The organism is Halomicroarcula saliterrae (assembly GCF_031624395.1).
Taxonomy (GTDB): Archaea; Halobacteriota; Halobacteria; order Halobacteriales; family Haloarculaceae; genus Haloarcula; species Haloarcula saliterrae.
Genome location: NZ_JAMQON010000004.1, coordinates 81,913 through 99,142, shown reverse-complemented (window position 1 = coordinate 99,142; position 17,230 = coordinate 81,913). Strand labels below are relative to the sequence as shown.

At 55.5% G+C, this 17,230-nt stretch carries 13 protein-coding genes and 2 CRISPR repeat arrays; of the genes, 3 read left to right on the top strand and 10 right to left on the bottom strand.

The window, feature by feature from the left end:
- Positions 1–71 precede the first annotated feature (71 nt).
- A complete protein-coding gene (locus NDI56_RS14255; protein ID WP_310920270.1) occupies positions 72–764 on the top strand; it encodes an endonuclease/exonuclease/phosphatase family protein in 693 nt (230 codons plus the stop codon).
- An 83-nt stretch (positions 765–847) separates the two neighbouring features.
- A CRISPR array of direct repeats spans positions 848–2,110; the repeat unit is 37 nt; unit sequence GTTTCAATCCCGGTGTGGGTTTCTCCCTCGTCGCGAC.
- Positions 2,111–2,225: 115 nt separating this feature from the next.
- Here NDI56_RS14255 and cas2 read toward each other — a convergent pair.
- From cas2 to cas6, 9 genes are all read right to left on the bottom strand, one after another.
- The gene (cas2, locus tag NDI56_RS14250) at positions 2,226–2,498 is read right to left on the bottom strand and encodes a CRISPR-associated endonuclease Cas2 (RefSeq protein WP_310920268.1); all 273 of its coding nucleotides are present in this window, start codon (positions 2,496–2,498) and stop codon (positions 2,226–2,228) included.
- A complete protein-coding gene (gene cas1 / locus NDI56_RS14245) occupies positions 2,495–3,490 on the bottom strand; it encodes a CRISPR-associated endonuclease Cas1 (RefSeq protein WP_310920267.1) in 996 nt (331 codons plus the stop codon). Before cas1 ends, cas2 begins: the two co-directional genes overlap by 4 nt.
- Positions 3,487–4,113, bottom strand: a complete 627-nt coding sequence (cas4, locus tag NDI56_RS14240) for a CRISPR-associated protein Cas4 (RefSeq protein ID WP_310920265.1) — start codon at positions 4,111–4,113, stop codon at positions 3,487–3,489. Before cas4 ends, cas1 begins: the two co-directional genes overlap by 4 nt.
- The gene (gene cas3, locus NDI56_RS14235; protein ID WP_310920263.1) at positions 4,113–6,263 is read right to left on the bottom strand and encodes a type I-D CRISPR-associated helicase Cas3'; all 2,151 of its coding nucleotides are present in this window, start codon (positions 6,261–6,263) and stop codon (positions 4,113–4,115) included. The genes cas4 and cas3 overlap by 1 nt, the downstream gene beginning before the upstream one ends.
- On the bottom strand, positions 6,260–6,997 hold the full coding sequence (gene cas5d, locus NDI56_RS14230) for a type I-D CRISPR-associated protein Cas5/Csc1 (protein ID WP_310920261.1): 738 nt from the start codon (positions 6,995–6,997) through the stop codon (positions 6,260–6,262). The genes cas3 and cas5d overlap by 4 nt, the downstream gene beginning before the upstream one ends.
- Positions 6,998–7,001: 4 nt before the next feature.
- A complete protein-coding gene (cas7d, locus tag NDI56_RS14225) occupies positions 7,002–7,994 on the bottom strand; it encodes a type I-D CRISPR-associated protein Cas7/Csc2 (RefSeq protein WP_310920259.1) in 993 nt (330 codons plus the stop codon).
- Between the two features lie 3 nt (positions 7,995–7,997).
- The gene (cas10d, locus tag NDI56_RS14220; protein ID WP_310920257.1) at positions 7,998–8,465 is read right to left on the bottom strand and encodes a type I-D CRISPR-associated protein Cas10d/Csc3; all 468 of its coding nucleotides are present in this window, start codon (positions 8,463–8,465) and stop codon (positions 7,998–8,000) included.
- Positions 8,465–10,972, bottom strand: a complete 2,508-nt coding sequence (gene cas10d / locus NDI56_RS14215) for a type I-D CRISPR-associated protein Cas10d/Csc3 (protein WP_310920256.1) — start codon at positions 10,970–10,972, stop codon at positions 8,465–8,467. The genes cas10d (NDI56_RS14220) and cas10d (NDI56_RS14215) overlap by 1 nt, the downstream gene beginning before the upstream one ends.
- A gap of 409 nt (positions 10,973–11,381) precedes the next feature.
- A complete protein-coding gene (gene cas6, locus NDI56_RS14210) occupies positions 11,382–12,230 on the bottom strand; it encodes a CRISPR system precrRNA processing endoribonuclease RAMP protein Cas6 (RefSeq protein WP_310920255.1) in 849 nt (282 codons plus the stop codon).
- A 175-nt stretch (positions 12,231–12,405) separates the two neighbouring features.
- On the opposite strand from cas6, the gene csa3 reads away from it, so the two are divergent.
- Positions 12,406–13,047 (top strand): CRISPR-associated CARF protein Csa3, encoded by a 642-nt coding sequence (gene csa3 / locus NDI56_RS14205; RefSeq protein ID WP_310920254.1) that lies wholly within the window; start codon positions 12,406–12,408, stop codon positions 13,045–13,047.
- A gap of 108 nt (positions 13,048–13,155) precedes the next feature.
- Positions 13,156–14,420: direct repeats of the CRISPR family, unit length 37 nt; unit sequence GTCGAGACGACGAAGAAACCCAGAACGGGATTGAAAC.
- A gap of 584 nt (positions 14,421–15,004) precedes the next feature.
- Positions 15,005–15,682 (top strand): hypothetical protein, encoded by a 678-nt coding sequence (locus NDI56_RS14200; protein ID WP_310920253.1) that lies wholly within the window; start codon positions 15,005–15,007, stop codon positions 15,680–15,682.
- 778 nt (positions 15,683–16,460) lie between these two features.
- Here the strand turns inward: NDI56_RS14200 and NDI56_RS14195 are convergent.
- Positions 16,461–17,156, bottom strand: coding sequence for a hypothetical protein (locus NDI56_RS14195; protein ID WP_310920251.1), 696 nt, complete (start codon positions 17,154–17,156; stop codon positions 16,461–16,463).
- Positions 17,157–17,230 lie beyond the last annotated feature (74 nt).

Genomic DNA, 17,230 nt, shown 5'->3' with positions numbered 1-17,230 from the left:
GGAAGCACTACCTTTCTGTGACAGGTCTAGTTACTCCTCAGATTGAATTAGCTAGCCAGAAAAGCACGGGTATGAAGCTAGTTACATGGAACTGCAATCAGGCGTTTCGAAAGAAACAACATCAACTCCTCAAGCTTGAGCCAGATATAGCAGCTGTGCCTGAGTGCGAAAATCCTGCCGAGAAGGGAGACTGGTCTGAATTCACGGATTGGTGGTGGACTGGTGATAACCCAAACAAGGGAATCGGGGTATTCACTCGAAATGGGATAGAGGTCACTAACACCACGGAGATCGTTGAAGCAGACCATTTTCTCCACGTCGAAACTGGTATCATGGACGTTCTCGCGGTGTGGACGGTGAACAACAAGGAACATCCACGACAGCGTTACATCAGTCAGGCCTACACTGCCCTCGAGAACAATCCCGAACTGGTCAACGAGAACACGGTCGTCGCCGGCGACTTCAACTGGAACGTAATGTGGGACGAATCACCTAACAGTCCGCTCTGCGGTAACCTCGGTGATGTGCAAAGGAAGTTGAACCAATACGGGCTGTACAGCGCATACCACGCAGTTTCTGGTAACGAATTTGGTGAGGAGACGGAGGCAACATTCTATATGCACAAGAAGGAGGAACGACCCTACCATATTGACTACGCGTTCGTCCCGCGAGAACTGATGGACTCGGATGTTGATTTGATGGTCGGTGAGTATCACAACTGGATCGAAGCAAGCGATCACGTACCGCTGTTGGTGACGTTCTGAAACAGCTCACCCCCCGTAGGGTTCGTCTGAAAACTCGTTATAGGTTCCAGCCGACGACGTGATAGACGCTTCAACCCCATACTGTTTCAATTCCGGTGTGGGTTTCTCCCTCGTCGTGACGGGCCAGTGAGGGTAGTGCAAGGTGCGACTGTGTTTCAATCCCGGTGTGGGTTTCTCCCTCGTCGCGACGTGTCGCTCGGCGTGGAGTTCGTGACGGTGACGTGTTTCAATCCCGGTGTGGGTTTCTCCCTCGTCGCGACACGCGAAGCGCCAGAGGGTAGTCATCGGACTGCGAGTTTCAATCCCGGTGTGGGTTTCTCCCTCGTCGCGACGCATTGAAGTTCCCAACAGTGTTGATATTTCCGTTCCGTTTCAATCCCGGTGTGGGTTTCTCCCTCGTCGCGACGAACCCGCTTACAGGTGAATAATGAGCACGCGCACGTTTCAATCCCGGTGTGGGTTTCTCCCTCGTCGCGACCCGGCTTGCACGGTACGCACGAAGCTACCGGGAGGTTTCAATCCCGGTGTGGGTTTCTCCCTCGTCGCGACAGTTCTGCAGGACACCAGCGGTGAACGTGATGTACTGTTTCAATCCCGGTGTGGGTTTCTCCCTCGTCGCGACGCGCGACCTGCCGGACCACCTCAGCACCAGCAAACGTTTCAATCCCGGTGTGGGTTTCTCCCTCGTCGCGACCCTTCGAGGATTACATCTTTGAGTTTGAGTTCATCAAGTTTCAATCCCGGTGTGGGTTTCTCCCTCGTCGCGACGATACAAGCATAGGAAGCGCAGGCACTCTCCCTGTCTGTTTCAATCCCGGTGTGGGTTTCTCCCTCGTCGCGACCCAGCCGACGCCGTCGATATTTGAGGTGCGACTACTGTTTCAATCCCGGTGTGGGTTTCTCCCTCGTCGCGACCAACGAGCGCGACGACGGCGGCCTCGACGACGACCGGTTTCAATCCCGGTGTGGGTTTCTCCCTCGTCGCGACCCAGCCAGTCACGTACACGGATAAATCGGCGTACGCGTTTCAATCCCGGTGTGGGTTTCTCCCTCGTCGCGACAGCCCGGCGTTTCAGGTAGAACGTCTCTGGTTGTTTCAATCCCGGTGTGGGTTTCTCCCTCGTCGCGACATGATATTCTTCCCAGTCCCCGCGCATCTTGCCAAGTTTCAATCCCGGTGTGGGTTTCTCCCTCGTCGCGACATTTCGGAAGTCGCGCAAGAAGTTCTCAACACTAACAGTTTCAATCCCGGTGTGGGTTTCTCCCTCGTCGCGACATCCCGATGGAAGCGCAAGCGGCAGCTCAGAAAGTTTCAATCCCGGTGTGGGTTTCTCCCTCGTCGCGACAGGGGGTAATATACGCTGCACAGGACCTATAGTTTGTGCTCTATCTCTAATTTACTAGCGCAGTTTCGTGGACCCCTGCTGTACACAGCATTCAAAAAGGTCCACGAAGTCGATGTCAGATTACGTTTGACTGCTCTTCAGGTGGGTCGGAACCAAGATCAGTAATATGGTCAAGGCAGGAATCACATTGACGGTATATTCGAACCCGATCACCGTCACTCTCGTCGATCTGATCTTCCAGCTCATCTTCAAGCTCAACCCGCTCAGCCTTCGAAACATCCACCTCAAAGACACTATACTGTCGCCACGCACCGTACCGTTCGAGTGTCCGATAGACTTGTCGACGATTCGCGTCATCACTCACATCGTAGGTAACAACGAGCCTCATCGAAAAACCTCCAGCGCGTGGTACTCGTCAAGTTCACTGGTAATCGCCTTCCGGAGTAGAATCGATTGCTGATGGATTGCCTTCCGTCGGCTCACCTCGTACTCGAAGTATGGGTGGGTAAGCGTCTCTTCCATGTACGCATCGAACTTCGAGAGGTACGTCTGGAAGGCATCGTCGCGAAGGCGATTATTGTCTCGAAAGTCATCGTGGTTGAATGTTCCTCGATTCACTACACGCGTGACAAAGGCATCACAGAATAGTGGTCGGAACTCCTCTTGTAGGTCTAGCGCTAACGATGGACGTCCATGCCGGTCCGCATGTAGGACGCCGAGGAACGGATCAAGATTGTAGCTCCGAAGACCAGTGAGAACCTCGTTTTTCATCATCACATAACTCAACGACAGCAGTGAGTTGATGTGATCTTCCGGCGGGCGCTTGCTCCGCGTTTCGAATGTCCAGCCGTCAACGAGCGCTTCATCGAGTCTGCTGAAGTACCGCTCTGCAGCCTCTCCCTCGGTCCCACGAAGGTCGTCTTTCGAGGTAGCACGGTCGACACGCTCACCCAAGTCCCGAAGTAGGTCCGTTCCAGTGACGCCTTTCCGTGAGAGTAGTGTCCGTGCGTTTCGTATCTTCGCCCGAATCATCGCTTTGGCGATGGCCAACTCTGTTGTGTCATCCAACGCGTACTGCGCACGGCGAACTTCCGCAATCGTATTCCGTTCGGGAACGAAGCTCCCGCGATAGTTCCCGTTTTGGGTGAAGTAGTTGAGGACGATTCCATGTTCATTCGCCTTAGCAACAAACGGTGTAGAGAAATTCACACCACCGAAGACGTTGATTGTCTCCAGTTTTTCCGTTGGGAACGTGGCGAGTTCCCCGTCGTCTCCATCGACATCGTGGACGATAATTTGGCCACCATCCGTCCGTACCTGTGTACCCTGTGTGGTGACGTACACAACCGAATCGAGGAACATCCCGTCACTGGCTTTCATGATGGTTCCTCCGGGTGGGCCCCCTCCCATTCAGTTCCCTCAGCCATGTCAGGAGCGAGCATCGCCGTTTCCGCAGGCATACAGTAGTTACGAGCGGAACATGCCTCACATTTCGACCGGGTATCAACCAGCGGTGGGACATCGCCGAAGGACAACTGTTCAATCCGTTTGACGACGCGCCGTACCGCCGTCCGATGGTCCTCTGTGATACGGATCGGGTGTCGGGTATCGGTCGAGTAGAGATAGATGTATCCGACGTTGACCGGTTCTCCGATAGCATGTTCAAGCAGCATACAGTATCCGGCAATCTGCAATTCGTCACTGGGGTAGTACTCACCACTCTCAGCGCGCTTGCGCTCGACTGGAGTCGGTGTTCCGCCCTCCGTCTCAACGAGGTCGATTTTTCCGTGCAGTCCGAGCTCTTCCGAGCGAAAGTATTGCTCTTGTACCCAACCGCCACGCTTCGCTGCGGAATCGTGTTTCGAACGGCCGTCAACTAGTTCGTATGGCTCGCCAATTTCGTCATGGAACCGCTGGTAGTAGTAGCGCCGTGGACAGTAGACAAATTCGTTGAGCGCACTCACGTACACCAGTTCGTCTTTGAAGCTCGACTCAGCGGTCATCAGATATCCACTCCGAACCGTTCGAGGTCAACCGACTCCGCTTCGTCTTGGATGGCACAGTGAAGATACAGTGCGTCAGTTCCGAGCGCAATCGAGCAAAGTCCGTCGTCAGTCACCAACCCGTAGAGGAAGAAGAACGGACCGAGATCGTATTGATTTTTCACTGCCCTCGGGTCGTCATCGACAACGTACGTGAGGATATCGAGGTCGACCATTTCTTCGCGGAGTTGGTCAATGCTCCCGCCAATTCGTCGGGAGCCGTCGTCGACATTAACCTGTACCGAGAGATTGTCAATGGTACGGGGAGTTCGTGCTGTGCGCTCCGTCTCGGTTTTTAGCCAGCGGTAGATCTCCGATGTTGCTTCCAAAGCAACCTCTCGTCCGTAGCCATCCTCATTGGGCGGAATCGTTCCACGATACGTGCAGAAGCCGGTCACGTATGGTGCTGTATTCGAAATCGTCGTATGATGAGTCTCAGGAACCACACGCTGGAACTCCTCACGCGAGTGGAACTCAACGTCGCCGTGGCGGAGCAGGTAGAATAGATCGTACGCTCGAACAACCTCGCGACCCTCTCCGTTCGGGTCGCATACGAGTACCTGCAGTGAGTCGCCTCGGTACCACTTGAGCGTATCCTCAACTGCACTTTCGATTGGATCGATGTAGCGTTCGAGATCCTCGCGTGTGAAATCTGACTCCGACGCGAAGTGAGCAGTGATACGGTTCCATCCTTCATTCCTTACCTGCTCAGCCAGCTCCGGATTCGCGTCGCGCGTTCGTCTCTGTAGGTGATGGTACGCCTCCGCAGCGGAGTAGCGCCAGTCAAATGACTCCCTGTCGTGAGGATTGTGGTAGGCGTCGTCAAGAATCCGGGTTAAGGCCTCACGCGTGACTGAGTCAGAACCTGTACGATTTTCGAGCATCGTCGCAACTGTCGATGGAATGTAACAGCGCGCGGACTGACGGATAGTTTCCGTCCGAAGTCGACCCAGTCGCTGGAGGAAGCTAGCGCGATCGTGTGCCGAGAACACCAGCCGGTCGACTGTGAAGTCGATACCAACTTCGACCGCTGAGTTGCTCACTAGTACGTCGAACTGATCCAGTTTCGCTTCGAGATCGCCACGGTGGAAGCCGTCAATACGGACAACCTCCTGTTCGTCGAGGGTGTCCACGAGGCGCGTGTACACGTCCTCTACCTCACGGATACCGTCGAGGATGAAGACAGTCTTCCCGGGCCGGGATGCGAACTCACGCGTCTCATCCCAGTCCTTGTTCAGTAGTTCGTCGGCTGAGCCAAAGGTCGACGCCGAGCGGATATCGAGGTCGACAGGGGGCATCACTGCCCCCCAATCCGATGACCCCGTATCGGTGAACGGCCGCTGTTCGACCGTCGTTCGCTGTTCGGTCACGCGATAGTAGGGCGCTTGTATCCCGTTTTCGAACCGGTCTTCGAGCCAGTCCGTCGGCGTGGCACTCAGCAGCACAATCTGCGAGAGTGCACACCGATACGACGGAAGTGCGTACATCTCGTCGAGAAGGAACAGCAGCGTGTTCTGCTCTTTCCGTCCGGCACGGTGGAACTCGTCGACAACAATCGTCTGAAACTCGTTAAGCGCACGGGTCCGTGCTCCGGGATTGCCAGGACGCCCGTAGAGACTTCGCCGCATCATCACGAAGATATCCGGATTCGTGAGTAGTATTACCTGACTGTCGCCGTGGTAAATATCTTCTCTGAGCAGTTGTCGAAGCCGGGCTCCATTGCTCGTCGCCGTCGGGAACCGTTCAGCGTGTTCCCCGCGTAGGGTGTCCGCAGTGACGGTGACGAGCTTCGTGTCCGTGCCCAGCTCTTTTTCCGGAAAGTTATCCGCAATCTCCGTTCTGAGGTTCCGCTCTTGATCGTGAATGAGCGCGTTCGTCGGGTAGATAGCGAGTGCGTGCTCACCGCGTTCAAGAATGGGAGCGAGCCACGACATCGTCTTCCCGCCGCCTGTCGGACTGTCATTCACTGCGAGAAACGACTCCTCAGTGTGGAACAGCTCACGAAGCTCCTGCTGGTGTGCGTACGGCTTGAACGCGGTGCCGGCGACTGGGTAGTCAGAATCAGTGTGTCGGCAAAGTTCAACCCCGGCTAGCGAAAGTGGCTGCGTCACCGTTTCCTCCGAAGGAACTGGACGTCAGCTGGAAGTTTTACAGAGCTATCGCTCGTATCGCGCTTCTCGGGCTCGGATGTCGGGTTGGAGAGGACAACGTGTGGGCCGTCGTAGGCCCCCTGTGCGATCAGCGGCGTTGGCCGCATCTGTTTGGTAATCAAATTTCCGACAGGAGTCTGGTCACTGTCGTATGCACCAATGGCGTGACCGAGTTCATACTCACCAGTTCCATGGTCGACCGCAAGCGGTGCAGTGTCGACGCGCGCCTTTCCTCGTTTCTTCCCGAGTCGAACATAACCTGGCAGTTCAGCGCGCAGTTCGTCAGTGTCGATGCCACGTCCGAAGACGTAACAGCGCAGCTCGTTACCGTGTCCGAGCACTCGCCGCCGACCGTAGGAAGGGAGGTTCCGCCCCTCGTTTGGATCGTCCTGTGCGGAGTAGTTGATTGTGGCGTAGTCGCCGGTACTGGTGTTGTACGTCGAGGTAATTCGGTTTGTGACTCCTTCTGTGGGCGTCGCAGGGGTGACATAGACTTTGTCAGCAACATCCGCGGTATCATCTAGGTACGTCGGCTCAAACAGCCGATCGACGTAGCGTCCCGACGCAAGGCCGAAAGCGTAGTACAGCGCCGTATTGAGGAAGTACGGCTCCGTGTCCGCGAGCCGACCAACCTCACGGCTGGCAAACCAGATTTCTCCTTGAGTTCGGAGCGTTACCTCCAGTGCCGACTGCATCGAGCTACTCCTCCTTAGACTGGTCGCGGAATGCCCGCGATGCCTCCCGCTGGGTTTTCAGCACGTCAGCCAAGTCATCGCCGGTCGCGGCCGCTGTGAGGTCGTTGACGGTCTCGGCGGGAACACGCTCGATGTCGAGACCACCACGGTCGGCATCGATACGCTCCTCAAACGCCTGCCTGAGATGGTCTCCGACGAGTTCCGGATCGTGAGCGGACTCGGTAATCACGTCTTGAATCGTCTCCGGTGTAGTCGCCTCGTCATCACGAAGCCGCCGTATCACATCTCGCGTCAAGCCGAGATTCGCCGGCCCCTCCTCGCTTCCAGTATACACCCCGAGGATGTGATTCTTCACCCGCCCGAGACGGCTGGTCGCAGCACCGTACCGTTTGTTCTTCGCGGTGATGCCCAGCACAAAGGCGAGTTCTGCCGGCGTCGCGTCCCGAAGCGTGATGACTGCAGGGAAGAGTGTCCCGGGCTCGAAGAAGTCCGGTTCACGGATTGTCGCCTCCGCTTCCTTCGCGTAATCATCACCGGGCGCGTTCTGGAACTTTTCGTCGATTGCGACAGTAGCGTCTCGAAGTGTGTACGCGGTATCGTACATCACTCGAGAGGTAATCGAGAGTGCTTGGTCGGCGTCGTCACTTGCGGCACTGCCAAAGAGAATACACTCTACGCAGTCTTGACACATGCCGTTGACCTGCATCGTGCATTCGATGTCGAGCAGGTCGCGCTGGAGCGACTTACCAAAGCGCCGGTCACTCCCGGTCTGCTTGCGCATGAACATCAGACCCGGAGAGTACGTTTCTCTGTCATCACCAGAGCCGACGGCGACACTCGCAAGGTCAGCACTCTGCCCGTCGGTCGTGAAAATCGCGTGGCTCTCAAGTTCCCGAAGAACGAGGATACTGGTAAAGTTGTTTTGCGGGGCGATAGTCATTTCATCAGGCGCAACGGTTCCATCTTCAAGGTCGGGATAGGTGTCGTAATCGAACATTGGTTACTGTTGTATGGATTCTTCGTCGGTCGTTTCGTCGCTATCGTCCTCACTCGATTGGTATTTCAACCGGAGTGTCGCTGCGTAGAAGCCGTCAGCGAAATTGTTTGCGCGCCGTTTCAGTAGCGATGGCTTTCCGTCGCAGCGGTCGACGAGCAAGCGCTGTGCGAACGCCTCGGCATAGCGTTCGATTCGCTCGTTGGGATGGCCGCCGTGGTTGCTGTCTTCGCCAGAAACACGGTACACCTGGTCGCTTCGGTCAGGGAGTTTTTGGAGTCTGCCGGCGACAAGCAGGGCTGCCTCGTCGGCGTTTATGCGAAACTCGTTCGATTCTTTCACTGCTTTCACCGATTCGCGGAACACGCGCTCTATCGCGTACGCTTTGTCGTTCCCGGAAGCGGGCCGGATTGCGTCGTAGGCGAGTTCCGCGAGGTAGGTGATGTCGTCTTTGGGTGTCGTTGCTGTTGTCATTATTCGGTTGTCGTCGAATGACGTGATGTTGTTGTTCGTGACTGCTGCGATGCGTGTCGGTCGAGAAAGTCGGCTTCCTCGAGCAGGTAGCTGGGCGCACTGCCGTCATCGGTATCTCTCGCAGCCTTTTTTAGGAGGTGTGATCCCGGCAATGGCTTGTTCCGTGTCACCCGGAGATACTTCGGGAACCGAGCGTCGTCCATCGCCAGTTCGTAGCCGAGTTGAACGAGTGCCGCCGCAGCCCCGAGCCGTTCTCGAAGCACCGACAGCGGGATTTCCTGTCCGTAGAAATCCGCAACTCTTGTGAATCCAGCGTCGAGCCTTGCCATCTCCCTGAAGTCCCGGCCGCGCAGATCGGGCATCGGGGACTGTGAGATGTACACACGCATCCCCATCGCAGCGGCGATTGACAGCCCGAGGAAGACACCGAAGAACTGGAACTCGGTTTCGTTGTCCTGAGGCTTATAGAATGAGAGTGTCCGTGTGCCGAACTGAGACTCGGAATCGAACTCCTGGCCCAACTGTTCGAGCATCGATCGGCCACCCTCCTCGTGCCACGCTGCTTCGCTGAGGATGTCCGCGAACGACGCGCCCAACGCCTCGTCTGGATTGCCGTCCGCAGTCGCGTCGAACACAGCTGACGCGAGTCGTCCGACTCGGGTCATCGCCTCGCCGGTGAAGCGCGTGAATATCTCGCCGTCGTACAGCGACCACATCGTCGGTGTGTAGAAATAGTCCGGAACGAGGTGGATGAACAGACGACCAGCCTCCCGTCGTGTGGAGCCGGTCTCCCGAAGCGAAAACTCCACTTGACACGGGATGCACGCAAGGAGTTCCTCTGGCTTGCCAGCGTTGGCCGGGATTCGATTGGAATACCCGGCCTGAAAAGTCGTAAGTGACTTCGGGGCCTTCATATCTCCCTTCCGGCCGCTCGTCGTCCCGCGGTTGCAGAACGTGCATGTCTTCCCACGCCGGGTAGCGTGGTGCTCGTCGAAGGGGTCGGTGAGAAGGTCCGTTCTCTTGGGAGACTCGGCTACGTGTCCATCGATGGTGAGCACGTCAGCGATGTACGCCGTGAGTTCCATCTCGAACTCACCGGCGTGTTCCGCCATGACTGTCTCGCGCCAGTCGGGCGCTCGATTTTCGAGACTTTCCAGCAGGAACTCCGCAAGATGCTCAGCTGCAGGCGACCACCCCTCCCGCTGGATCATCTCTGCAATGTGTTGCCCGATTGCATAGCCGTAGTCCCATTTCCCGCCAGCGGTCAAACTAACCTCATCGTCATCGCGGAGCGCTCGAAGCCCACTTGTGACTTCATGGTCAACCCCGAAGAGCCGACAGGTGGCTGTCAGTGCGTCATCGTCAAGCACACCCTCGTCGACGAGCGGGTCAACGAACGCACGCTTGACCGTGTACACCAACCGAGCGTATCCGGGAGCGACACGCGTTGTCGAGTCGATATCTATGGAAAGCCGTTCGTTCAGTAACTCCATCGTCTCTCGCATACTGTCCGTCGGATCGGAGTCGGGGTCGGCATCCTGTGTGGCTTTGACCGTAACTGCCAGAAGAATATTTGGCGCCCCCGCGTAGAAGAAATCCTGATCATTGATCGCATAGAAGCCCTGCGATCGGACGCCAAGATTCTGGGCGAGTCGCTGTCTGTCGTCGTATGCGGGATGTGACTCACCGATTTCCTCGGTGAGGCGGGTATAGAGTGCGTCAAGCATATCCTCATCTATCGATGGCTGAGGCGGTTCCTGATCCGTGACGTACACACAGCCGTCTTGGTAGATGAGGAGAAGTTCGTATCCCGCGCGGTCGTTTAGCTCTCGGGCGGCGATTCCGTTCAACAGATTCGTGAAAATTCCCTTGACATCGTCGAGAACGTGGTACCGGAGATCGAGATCGACGCCAGGATACGCTTCGTCGAGTGCGCGTTCATTCCGCTCGCTCGCCGCTGATTCCGGAGTTTCACAAGAGGCGAACGCGTCGGCGAGTCGGACGAACGGACGAAGTCGGTCGTACGTCCGCGTCGACTGTTCGGGATTTGACTTCCAACTATTCTCGTGGTCGACAGTACACGCGTGGAAGTCCTCAACCCGAAGCGACGGAGCGAACTCGTTGACGCCGACCGTTTCGACCAGACCTGCTACTTCGGCGCTATCAATATCGTATTCGGTCTTGGCCGTCGTCTCTTCGTCTCGATATTTGTGGAGGTCGTGAATCACGAACAGCGCGATAGCTTGCCGAAGTTCGCTATCATCGAGTTGGTAAGCCCCGAACGCGGGCACGATCTCGTTGAGGCGTGCTAACGCGAAGACACCGTTGCGGACGTGGTTTACCATCGACTGGTCGGTCTGGCCGTAGTGTGTCCCCTTCGCCACCTCGAATCCCCACCCTTCGTCGAGTAACTTCGGATCAACTTCAGTGAGGAACTCCGAGAGGACAGCACTCAGATCGCTGTGTCCAGAGCCGAAGACGCTGTCAGTCTGTATTGAATCCGTCATAATTATTTCGCCACCTCTGCGTGTCGTGAAATCGCGAAATCCACATCATCTTCTCTCCAGAGAGCGGCTCGTAATCGACGAAAACTCGACCCTCTGGAATAGAGTTTTGGTCCGACAAGAACCGGTGCTGTTCTCCGACTGTGTCGATGAGGATGCTCGCCTCCACTCCCATCCAAGTGGTGTCGGAATGAACTACTGTAACCGGGTTCATCAGCATGCGTCATATTTTTGTCTATAGTGTGAAAAGTGATTCTGGCATATACATACCGGTACCTTTGCCGTAGTTTTTCTACGTATTTGTGATTAGGCTCATAATAAACATATGAGCCCCGCTGGAATTCCTCTTCTGCGGCCAACCCCTGAAACTCATCAGAGATTGAAACAAGGTTCTGGTCGTATGTGATAGCGCTCATTTTTTCACTGCTACCTCCACAGTCCCGCACCCACGAGCGACTGAACTGCCCACACCAGAGTACTCACTGAACTGGGCCAGTGCCGTCGTAGCAGTGCGAACAGCCTCACTCGCATCCTTGAATTTGTACGTACAGGTGCCGGTGAATCCCTGTGCGAGAATCGGTGAACCGTTCTCGCCCCGGTTTACCAGTATGCTGTGGGTATCGTATGTCCGCGCGTCTGGTTTTTCGATGAGATTCGATTCGAAGGCCTCACGCGTCATCCCGAGCTCGCAGTGCTCAACAGCGTCCTCGGGAAGCGTCTTATTCCAGCGTCGGAGCAGCGACCGGAACACGGAGCCCCGATGTGGGAACATCGTCGTAATCTCATCGGCCTCTTCGATGCAGGTCGGAGTACGGAACCGCATCTCGATGTCAAACGTCTCCGGTCGGTCGTCGACAGCTGCGGCCGCTTCCTCCAACAGTTCTTCGTGCGTGACATTACTACTCGCGAAGTCACGAACACGTAATTCACCTTCCGAGAGTGAGAGGGTATCGCCACTGAACACGAACGCGTCCGCGAGCGCTTCGAAGACACGCTGGTCTGCGGGGTCGGTCACACCTAGCGCGAGACGATACGTCTCCGAGGGGTCGACCCGTTTGTGAAACTTGCGTTCACAACCACGGAACGAACCCAACAACCCGCTGTTGTGGAGGCTCCCCAACTGTGAGTCGTGTACCTGCTTGCTCACATCCGAGGCGACATCATCGAGCGCACTTAGCAGGGCACCGTACACTTGATAGCCGTCTGCACTCGGCAACGCGAACGAGTCGGTCGGCTCAACTGTCAACTCGACCTGTCGCATTCTCAGTCCCAGTCGCCGTATGTTGGTTGATATGTGGTCACGTACACCCCTGCACTGTGCTGGAACTTTAAATTTATTCACTCTATGATATGTATGCAAAGTTATGCAGTCCAGCGAGGTTATCTGCAGAAAACTGCGACGGAACCATTTATGTGCAGGCTCCCGTCCACGGGATATGCGCACCTACGTCTCAACGATTGGCTACTACGACACACGGGTAGTGCGGCCTGTACTGAACCACGGGTTGAACGCAGGGGACAGGGTCGTGTTACTTAGGCCCTACAATGACGATGATGACGGCGATAGCGCAGTCGCAGATGTAAAACAGATTTTCTCCGAGTTGGGGCCAAACATTGAGGTCGTTGTCGAAGAGATTACGTACGATGAGTTCCCCACCGCTGTGATGGAGTGTGCCAATATCCTCGCCGCGGCCAAAGGGGAAACAGTAGCGAACTTCGGAGGTGGCCCTCGAGAAATTTTTCTGGCGTTCACTGTCGCCGCACTGGTCACCAACGACCAGCTCGATACCGTCTTGCAGTTCACGGATATCGACGAAGATGTGCAAGAACTTCGCTTACCGGAGCTAATGGCGTCACTTCCCTCGAAGACGGACCAGACACTCCGGACGATTGCCCGGTTGGATGGCGAGACGACACTTCCGGTGATTGCCGAACGAAGCGGTCAATCCCGAAGTACTGTTGGTCGTCACCTCGACGATCTCGAGATGGCAGATGCGGTCGAAACCGACAAGCAAGGCAAGACCAGACACGTCGAGTTGACACTCGGGGGCCGTCTGCAGTTATTCCGACGCCGATGAGTCGTGGACCTTTTTGAATGCTGTGTATGGCTAGGGTCCACGAATAGCCCAGTCGCTCTCACAGAATATGCGTAATCTATAGGGCCTCTGGCGCAAATATCACCCCCTGTCGAGACGACGAAGAAACCCAGAACGGGATTGAAACGATTCAATCCCTCGCTCAAAACTGCCAGTGTTGGCAGTCGAGACGACGAAGAAACCCAGAACGGGATTGAAACGCGTCAATAACAGACTGTAAATTGGTTCCATCCCCGAGTCGAGACGACGAAGAAACCCAGAACGGGATTGAAACACGGTCGCTGCTCCCGGCACGGTGGGTGCAACAGCGGTCGAGACGACGAAGAAACCCAGAACGGGATTGAAACCTGGAGCCCGTCGACGGCGTGGCCGCGGTCAACCCGTCGAGACGACGAAGAAACCCAGAACGGGATTGAAACTACTCGTGAGCTGCCAGTCGATTGATGGTGCTGGCGTCGAGACGACGAAGAAACCCAGAACGGGATTGAAACGGCCCACTCCGTGTCCTGACTCATCGCCTGCCGGTAGGTCGAGACGACGAAGAAACCCAGAACGGGATTGAAACAATGACAGTACGTGCAGATTGTACTGATTGCCCCGTCGAGACGACGAAGAAACCCAGAACGGGATTGAAACATGACCTGGAAGACGCCAGCAAGCTCATGCAGGGTCGAGACGACGAAGAAACCCAGAACGGGATTGAAACACACCCACGTCTATATGCCAGATTGGGTCTGGTATGCGTCGAGACGACGAAGAAACCCAGAACGGGATTGAAACAGCGGGCCCCACACTGTCGCGCGGTTCGTCGTGTCTGGTCGAGACGACGAAGAAACCCAGAACGGGATTGAAACATTCCGGAAGGCATGGACACGAAGGTCCGAATCGTGCGTCGAGACGACGAAGAAACCCAGAACGGGATTGAAACCTATCCCCGGCCTCGAAAACGTGGACTTCTCGACGAGTCGAGACGACGAAGAAACCCAGAACGGGATTGAAACCCGTTGCGCTGCAGGTCTTCGAGCGTGAGCTCGCGTCGAGACGACGAAGAAACCCAGAACGGGATTGAAACAGAGAGACGGCCGCCGACGCCGTGGATGCTCTCGAGTCGAGACGACGAAGAAACCCAGAACGGGATTGAAACAGGCTGTGATTGAACTGGTCATTTGCGCGCCACCGTCGAGACGACGAAGAAACCCAGAACGGGATTGAAACTTTCGGGTCGGGCTCCAGTTCTTCCAGCGTCGTGTCGAGACGACGAAGAAACCCAGAACGGGATTGAAACTTTCGGGTCGGGCTCCAGTTCTTCCAGCGTCGTGTCGAGACGACGAAGAAACCCAGAACGGGATTGAAACCGTCTTGAGCCGCATCTATTGCGATCCGACACCCACACGTCATGACAAAAAGAAAACTAGGAGGAGTAAGACAGGTTGTCTTGAACTGGTCGTGATTATCGACACATGTTCAACCGAACAGGTCAACGGTCAGTACAGAGCAGAGACTTAGTACAAGAGTCCCGGCGTCTGACGGACTCTTATTGATGATGTGTTCGAACGTTCCCGATATGCAAGACATCGTCGGGGCAAATTGTGGGTGTGGATCTGAGACGACCGACAGCACTTCTGTTGACGGACCCGAAGAGAGCTGTAGCATCTGTGGAAAAGAATTAGTGGAGCTGACGTTCTATGGTAGCGCTACGATTTCAGTTTGCCACAATTGTAACTGAAATAGGGCCGCGCCGCTACGTTCACAAACTTATTGAGCACGTTCTTCAGGACACACAGGCCGGAATAATCGTCCTTGGGAACCATTGTGTGACGCCATGCATCAAGCCTGTGAAGAATGGATGGGTCCCGTAGTTCACCAATCGGCGATCCGTCAGCAGAAGTACGGGCACTCAGACAGAGTCATTAAGTCGAATCCAGTCAGATTGTCAAGTATGGAATCCCGTCTCGTTCGAACTGTCCGCGAACGAGTGACAGTTCGACATGTCCTCCTGATGGTCGTGTTTCTCGCCATAGTCTATGGATTCACTCGTTCCGTCGAGACGACTGTTGGAATCGCAGTTGGTTTTGCGCTGATAGAGACGATGCAGATCCTGCGCGAGGCATCAAGTATCGACGACCGCTGGGTCGGCATCGGCAACGGCGTGTTCATTACTGTGGTCAGTCTCGTGTGGCTGGTGTACGAACTCACTGTCGCAGCCAATACTGGTGGGCCAGCGTGGTTCCCTGGCCTGACTGCCCTCATTGGTGTCTGGTTCCTCTTCGATGCGCGGCGGGACTTCACTGAAGGACGTCACCCTCACCCGAACGACGACATGACCGCCAGCGAGATGATGCTGGTGATGAACCACGTCCATCTCGTCGCTGAGGAACTGAAACAGGGACCGAAGACTGTGGCGGAACTCGTCGACGCCTGTGATCTGACCGAATCACGTGTCCGTGAAGCGCTCAATGTCGCCACTGACGACGGCATGATTTACCGAGTCGATGGTAGTCCGAGCGACGACATCGAACGGTACGCACTTGACGAATCAAAGGTTGGCGGGGTCGCGTTCATTCGCTCGAATGGTAAACGTATTCTTCGACGGTTGGCACGGCCGTTCCGGCGCTGATAATCCAATACTCCGAAAGGACGGTCTGAAAACAGCCACGGCTCCCTGACTCCGTTCGCAGTTGCTGTGTAGGCTTCGAGAATGTTATAGAGCGGTTCACACACTCCTATCTCGGCCTATCAGAATCGCTCAGTACAGGGGTCTTATTCCTCACTATGATACAGATTAAAAAGCCAATAGGCGATGGCACTTGCAATTATGACACCCAAGATGCCAGCTAGCCAGTTTCCATCAGTAACCAACTCACGTATACCTCCAGTAGCGCCCCTAAAGGCTATTAACACGAGTAGAACAAGTGCTAACCGACGAAGAGAAAAGCCGAGTTCCGTTCCCGAGTTCGGCTGGTCTGTATCCACGTTAGGATTTTTCATCGCGAACTCAATGGTTCTTTCCCCGTTCAATTCCCAGGCTCACTGAGCAGCATATTTGCTCAACAGACGGTGAAACAAGGAGAAATTTCCAGTACCGTTTTGTTCGATGAGGATTATGGTCGTGCTTCTCGCCGCAATCAGGACCATACCTTGTGCTTCTCGCGGTTATCACAGTTCACACCAAACTCATTTGATCTTGAGGGACGACGCAGTCGCTGTGCAGGTCGCGAAAAATGAGACCACTGGAACCTGGCATCTCATTGGAACCCTGGGCTGTGGTGCCGATCCAGACGGCGATGCCATCGGGGACACCTGGGCAATGATTCGCGATTGTGTCGATAGAGACTCTGGCGATAGATGTTCGAACTGTAACTGGCCAAGCGATCGCTAAGCGCTAGGTCGCCAGTTTAGTAGAACGACCAATCGTCGAACGGCTCGAGTTCTCCACCAGTCTCCTCCCCGTCTGTCGCCTCGATATAGGCTGCCATCTCAGTCAGCTCCTCCGAGAGGTGGTTGTGCATATTTGCAATCCGTTCGCGTTCCGTCTCGGCGATTGGGTCACTGTTTGCTTCGACCTGTTCCAGTAGTTTCCGCGTCGAATGCAGAATACTCTGGACGAGCACGAGTGCCTGCGATGGCGGGTGGATGAACTGACACAGCTTGACATCCCCGGAATACACGTCATAGTCGAGGCGTGGGAGCTGCGTCTCCTCGGAGTAGCGAAAACCCCGTCGAAGTCCTGGCCGTGGATTCCGGAATTCGTTCATGCGCTCGGAGAGGACGAGTTCGAGATCATCGGCTAGTCGATCGAAGTCAGAGCCAATTGCCTGTAGCGTCTCTATAGGCGGGCTTTCGTCCTCGTATTGATCTTTCAGGTCAGTGTAGAAGGTCTCAACGTCGAGGACAGCCAAAGCCACCACTCGAAAGATTCCGTTTTCTGTCTGGGCAAAGGCCCGCAGCTTCTCCCGAACTGTCTCAGACTCACCGAGCACATGTGCTTCTCGCACATCATTGAGGACACCCCGGATTTCGACCTCACTGTCGAGGAAATCCTCCACCCACGCTCGCGGCGGTTCTACCGTCGACTCATCAGAAGTGGCCATGAGTACACCGTTGGTATGATATCACAAGTCGGTTGTCCCAGCGTGGGTTTCGATCACACAACAGAAGTCTCGAA

Coding starts and splice junctions, on each gene's coding strand:
- NDI56_RS14255 (WP_310920270.1), top strand. CDS start 72: ATGAAGCTAGTTACATGGAACTGCAATCAGGCGTTTCGAAAGAAACAA.
- cas2 (WP_310920268.1), bottom strand. CDS start 2,498: ATGAGGCTCGTTGTTACCTACGATGTGAGTGATGACGCGAATCGTCGA.
- cas1 (WP_310920267.1), bottom strand. CDS start 3,490: ATGAAAGCCAGTGACGGGATGTTCCTCGATTCGGTTGTGTACGTCACC.
- cas4 (WP_310920265.1), bottom strand. CDS start 4,113: ATGACCGCTGAGTCGAGCTTCAAAGACGAACTGGTGTACGTGAGTGCG.
- cas5d (WP_310920261.1), bottom strand. CDS start 6,997: ATGCAGTCGGCACTGGAGGTAACGCTCCGAACTCAAGGAGAAATCTGG.
- cas7d (WP_310920259.1), bottom strand. CDS start 7,994: ATGTTCGATTACGACACCTATCCCGACCTTGAAGATGGAACCGTTGCG.
- cas10d (WP_310920257.1), bottom strand. CDS start 8,465: ATGACAACAGCAACGACACCCAAAGACGACATCACCTACCTCGCGGAA.
- cas10d (WP_310920256.1), bottom strand. CDS start 10,972: ATGACGGATTCAATACAGACTGACAGCGTCTTCGGCTCTGGACACAGC.
- cas6 (WP_310920255.1), bottom strand. CDS start 12,230: ATGCGACAGGTCGAGTTGACAGTTGAGCCGACCGACTCGTTCGCGTTG.
- csa3 (WP_310920254.1), top strand. CDS start 12,406: ATGCGCACCTACGTCTCAACGATTGGCTACTACGACACACGGGTAGTG.
- NDI56_RS14200 (WP_310920253.1), top strand. CDS start 15,005: ATGGAATCCCGTCTCGTTCGAACTGTCCGCGAACGAGTGACAGTTCGA.
- NDI56_RS14195 (WP_310920251.1), bottom strand. CDS start 17,156: ATGGCCACTTCTGATGAGTCGACGGTAGAACCGCCGCGAGCGTGGGTG.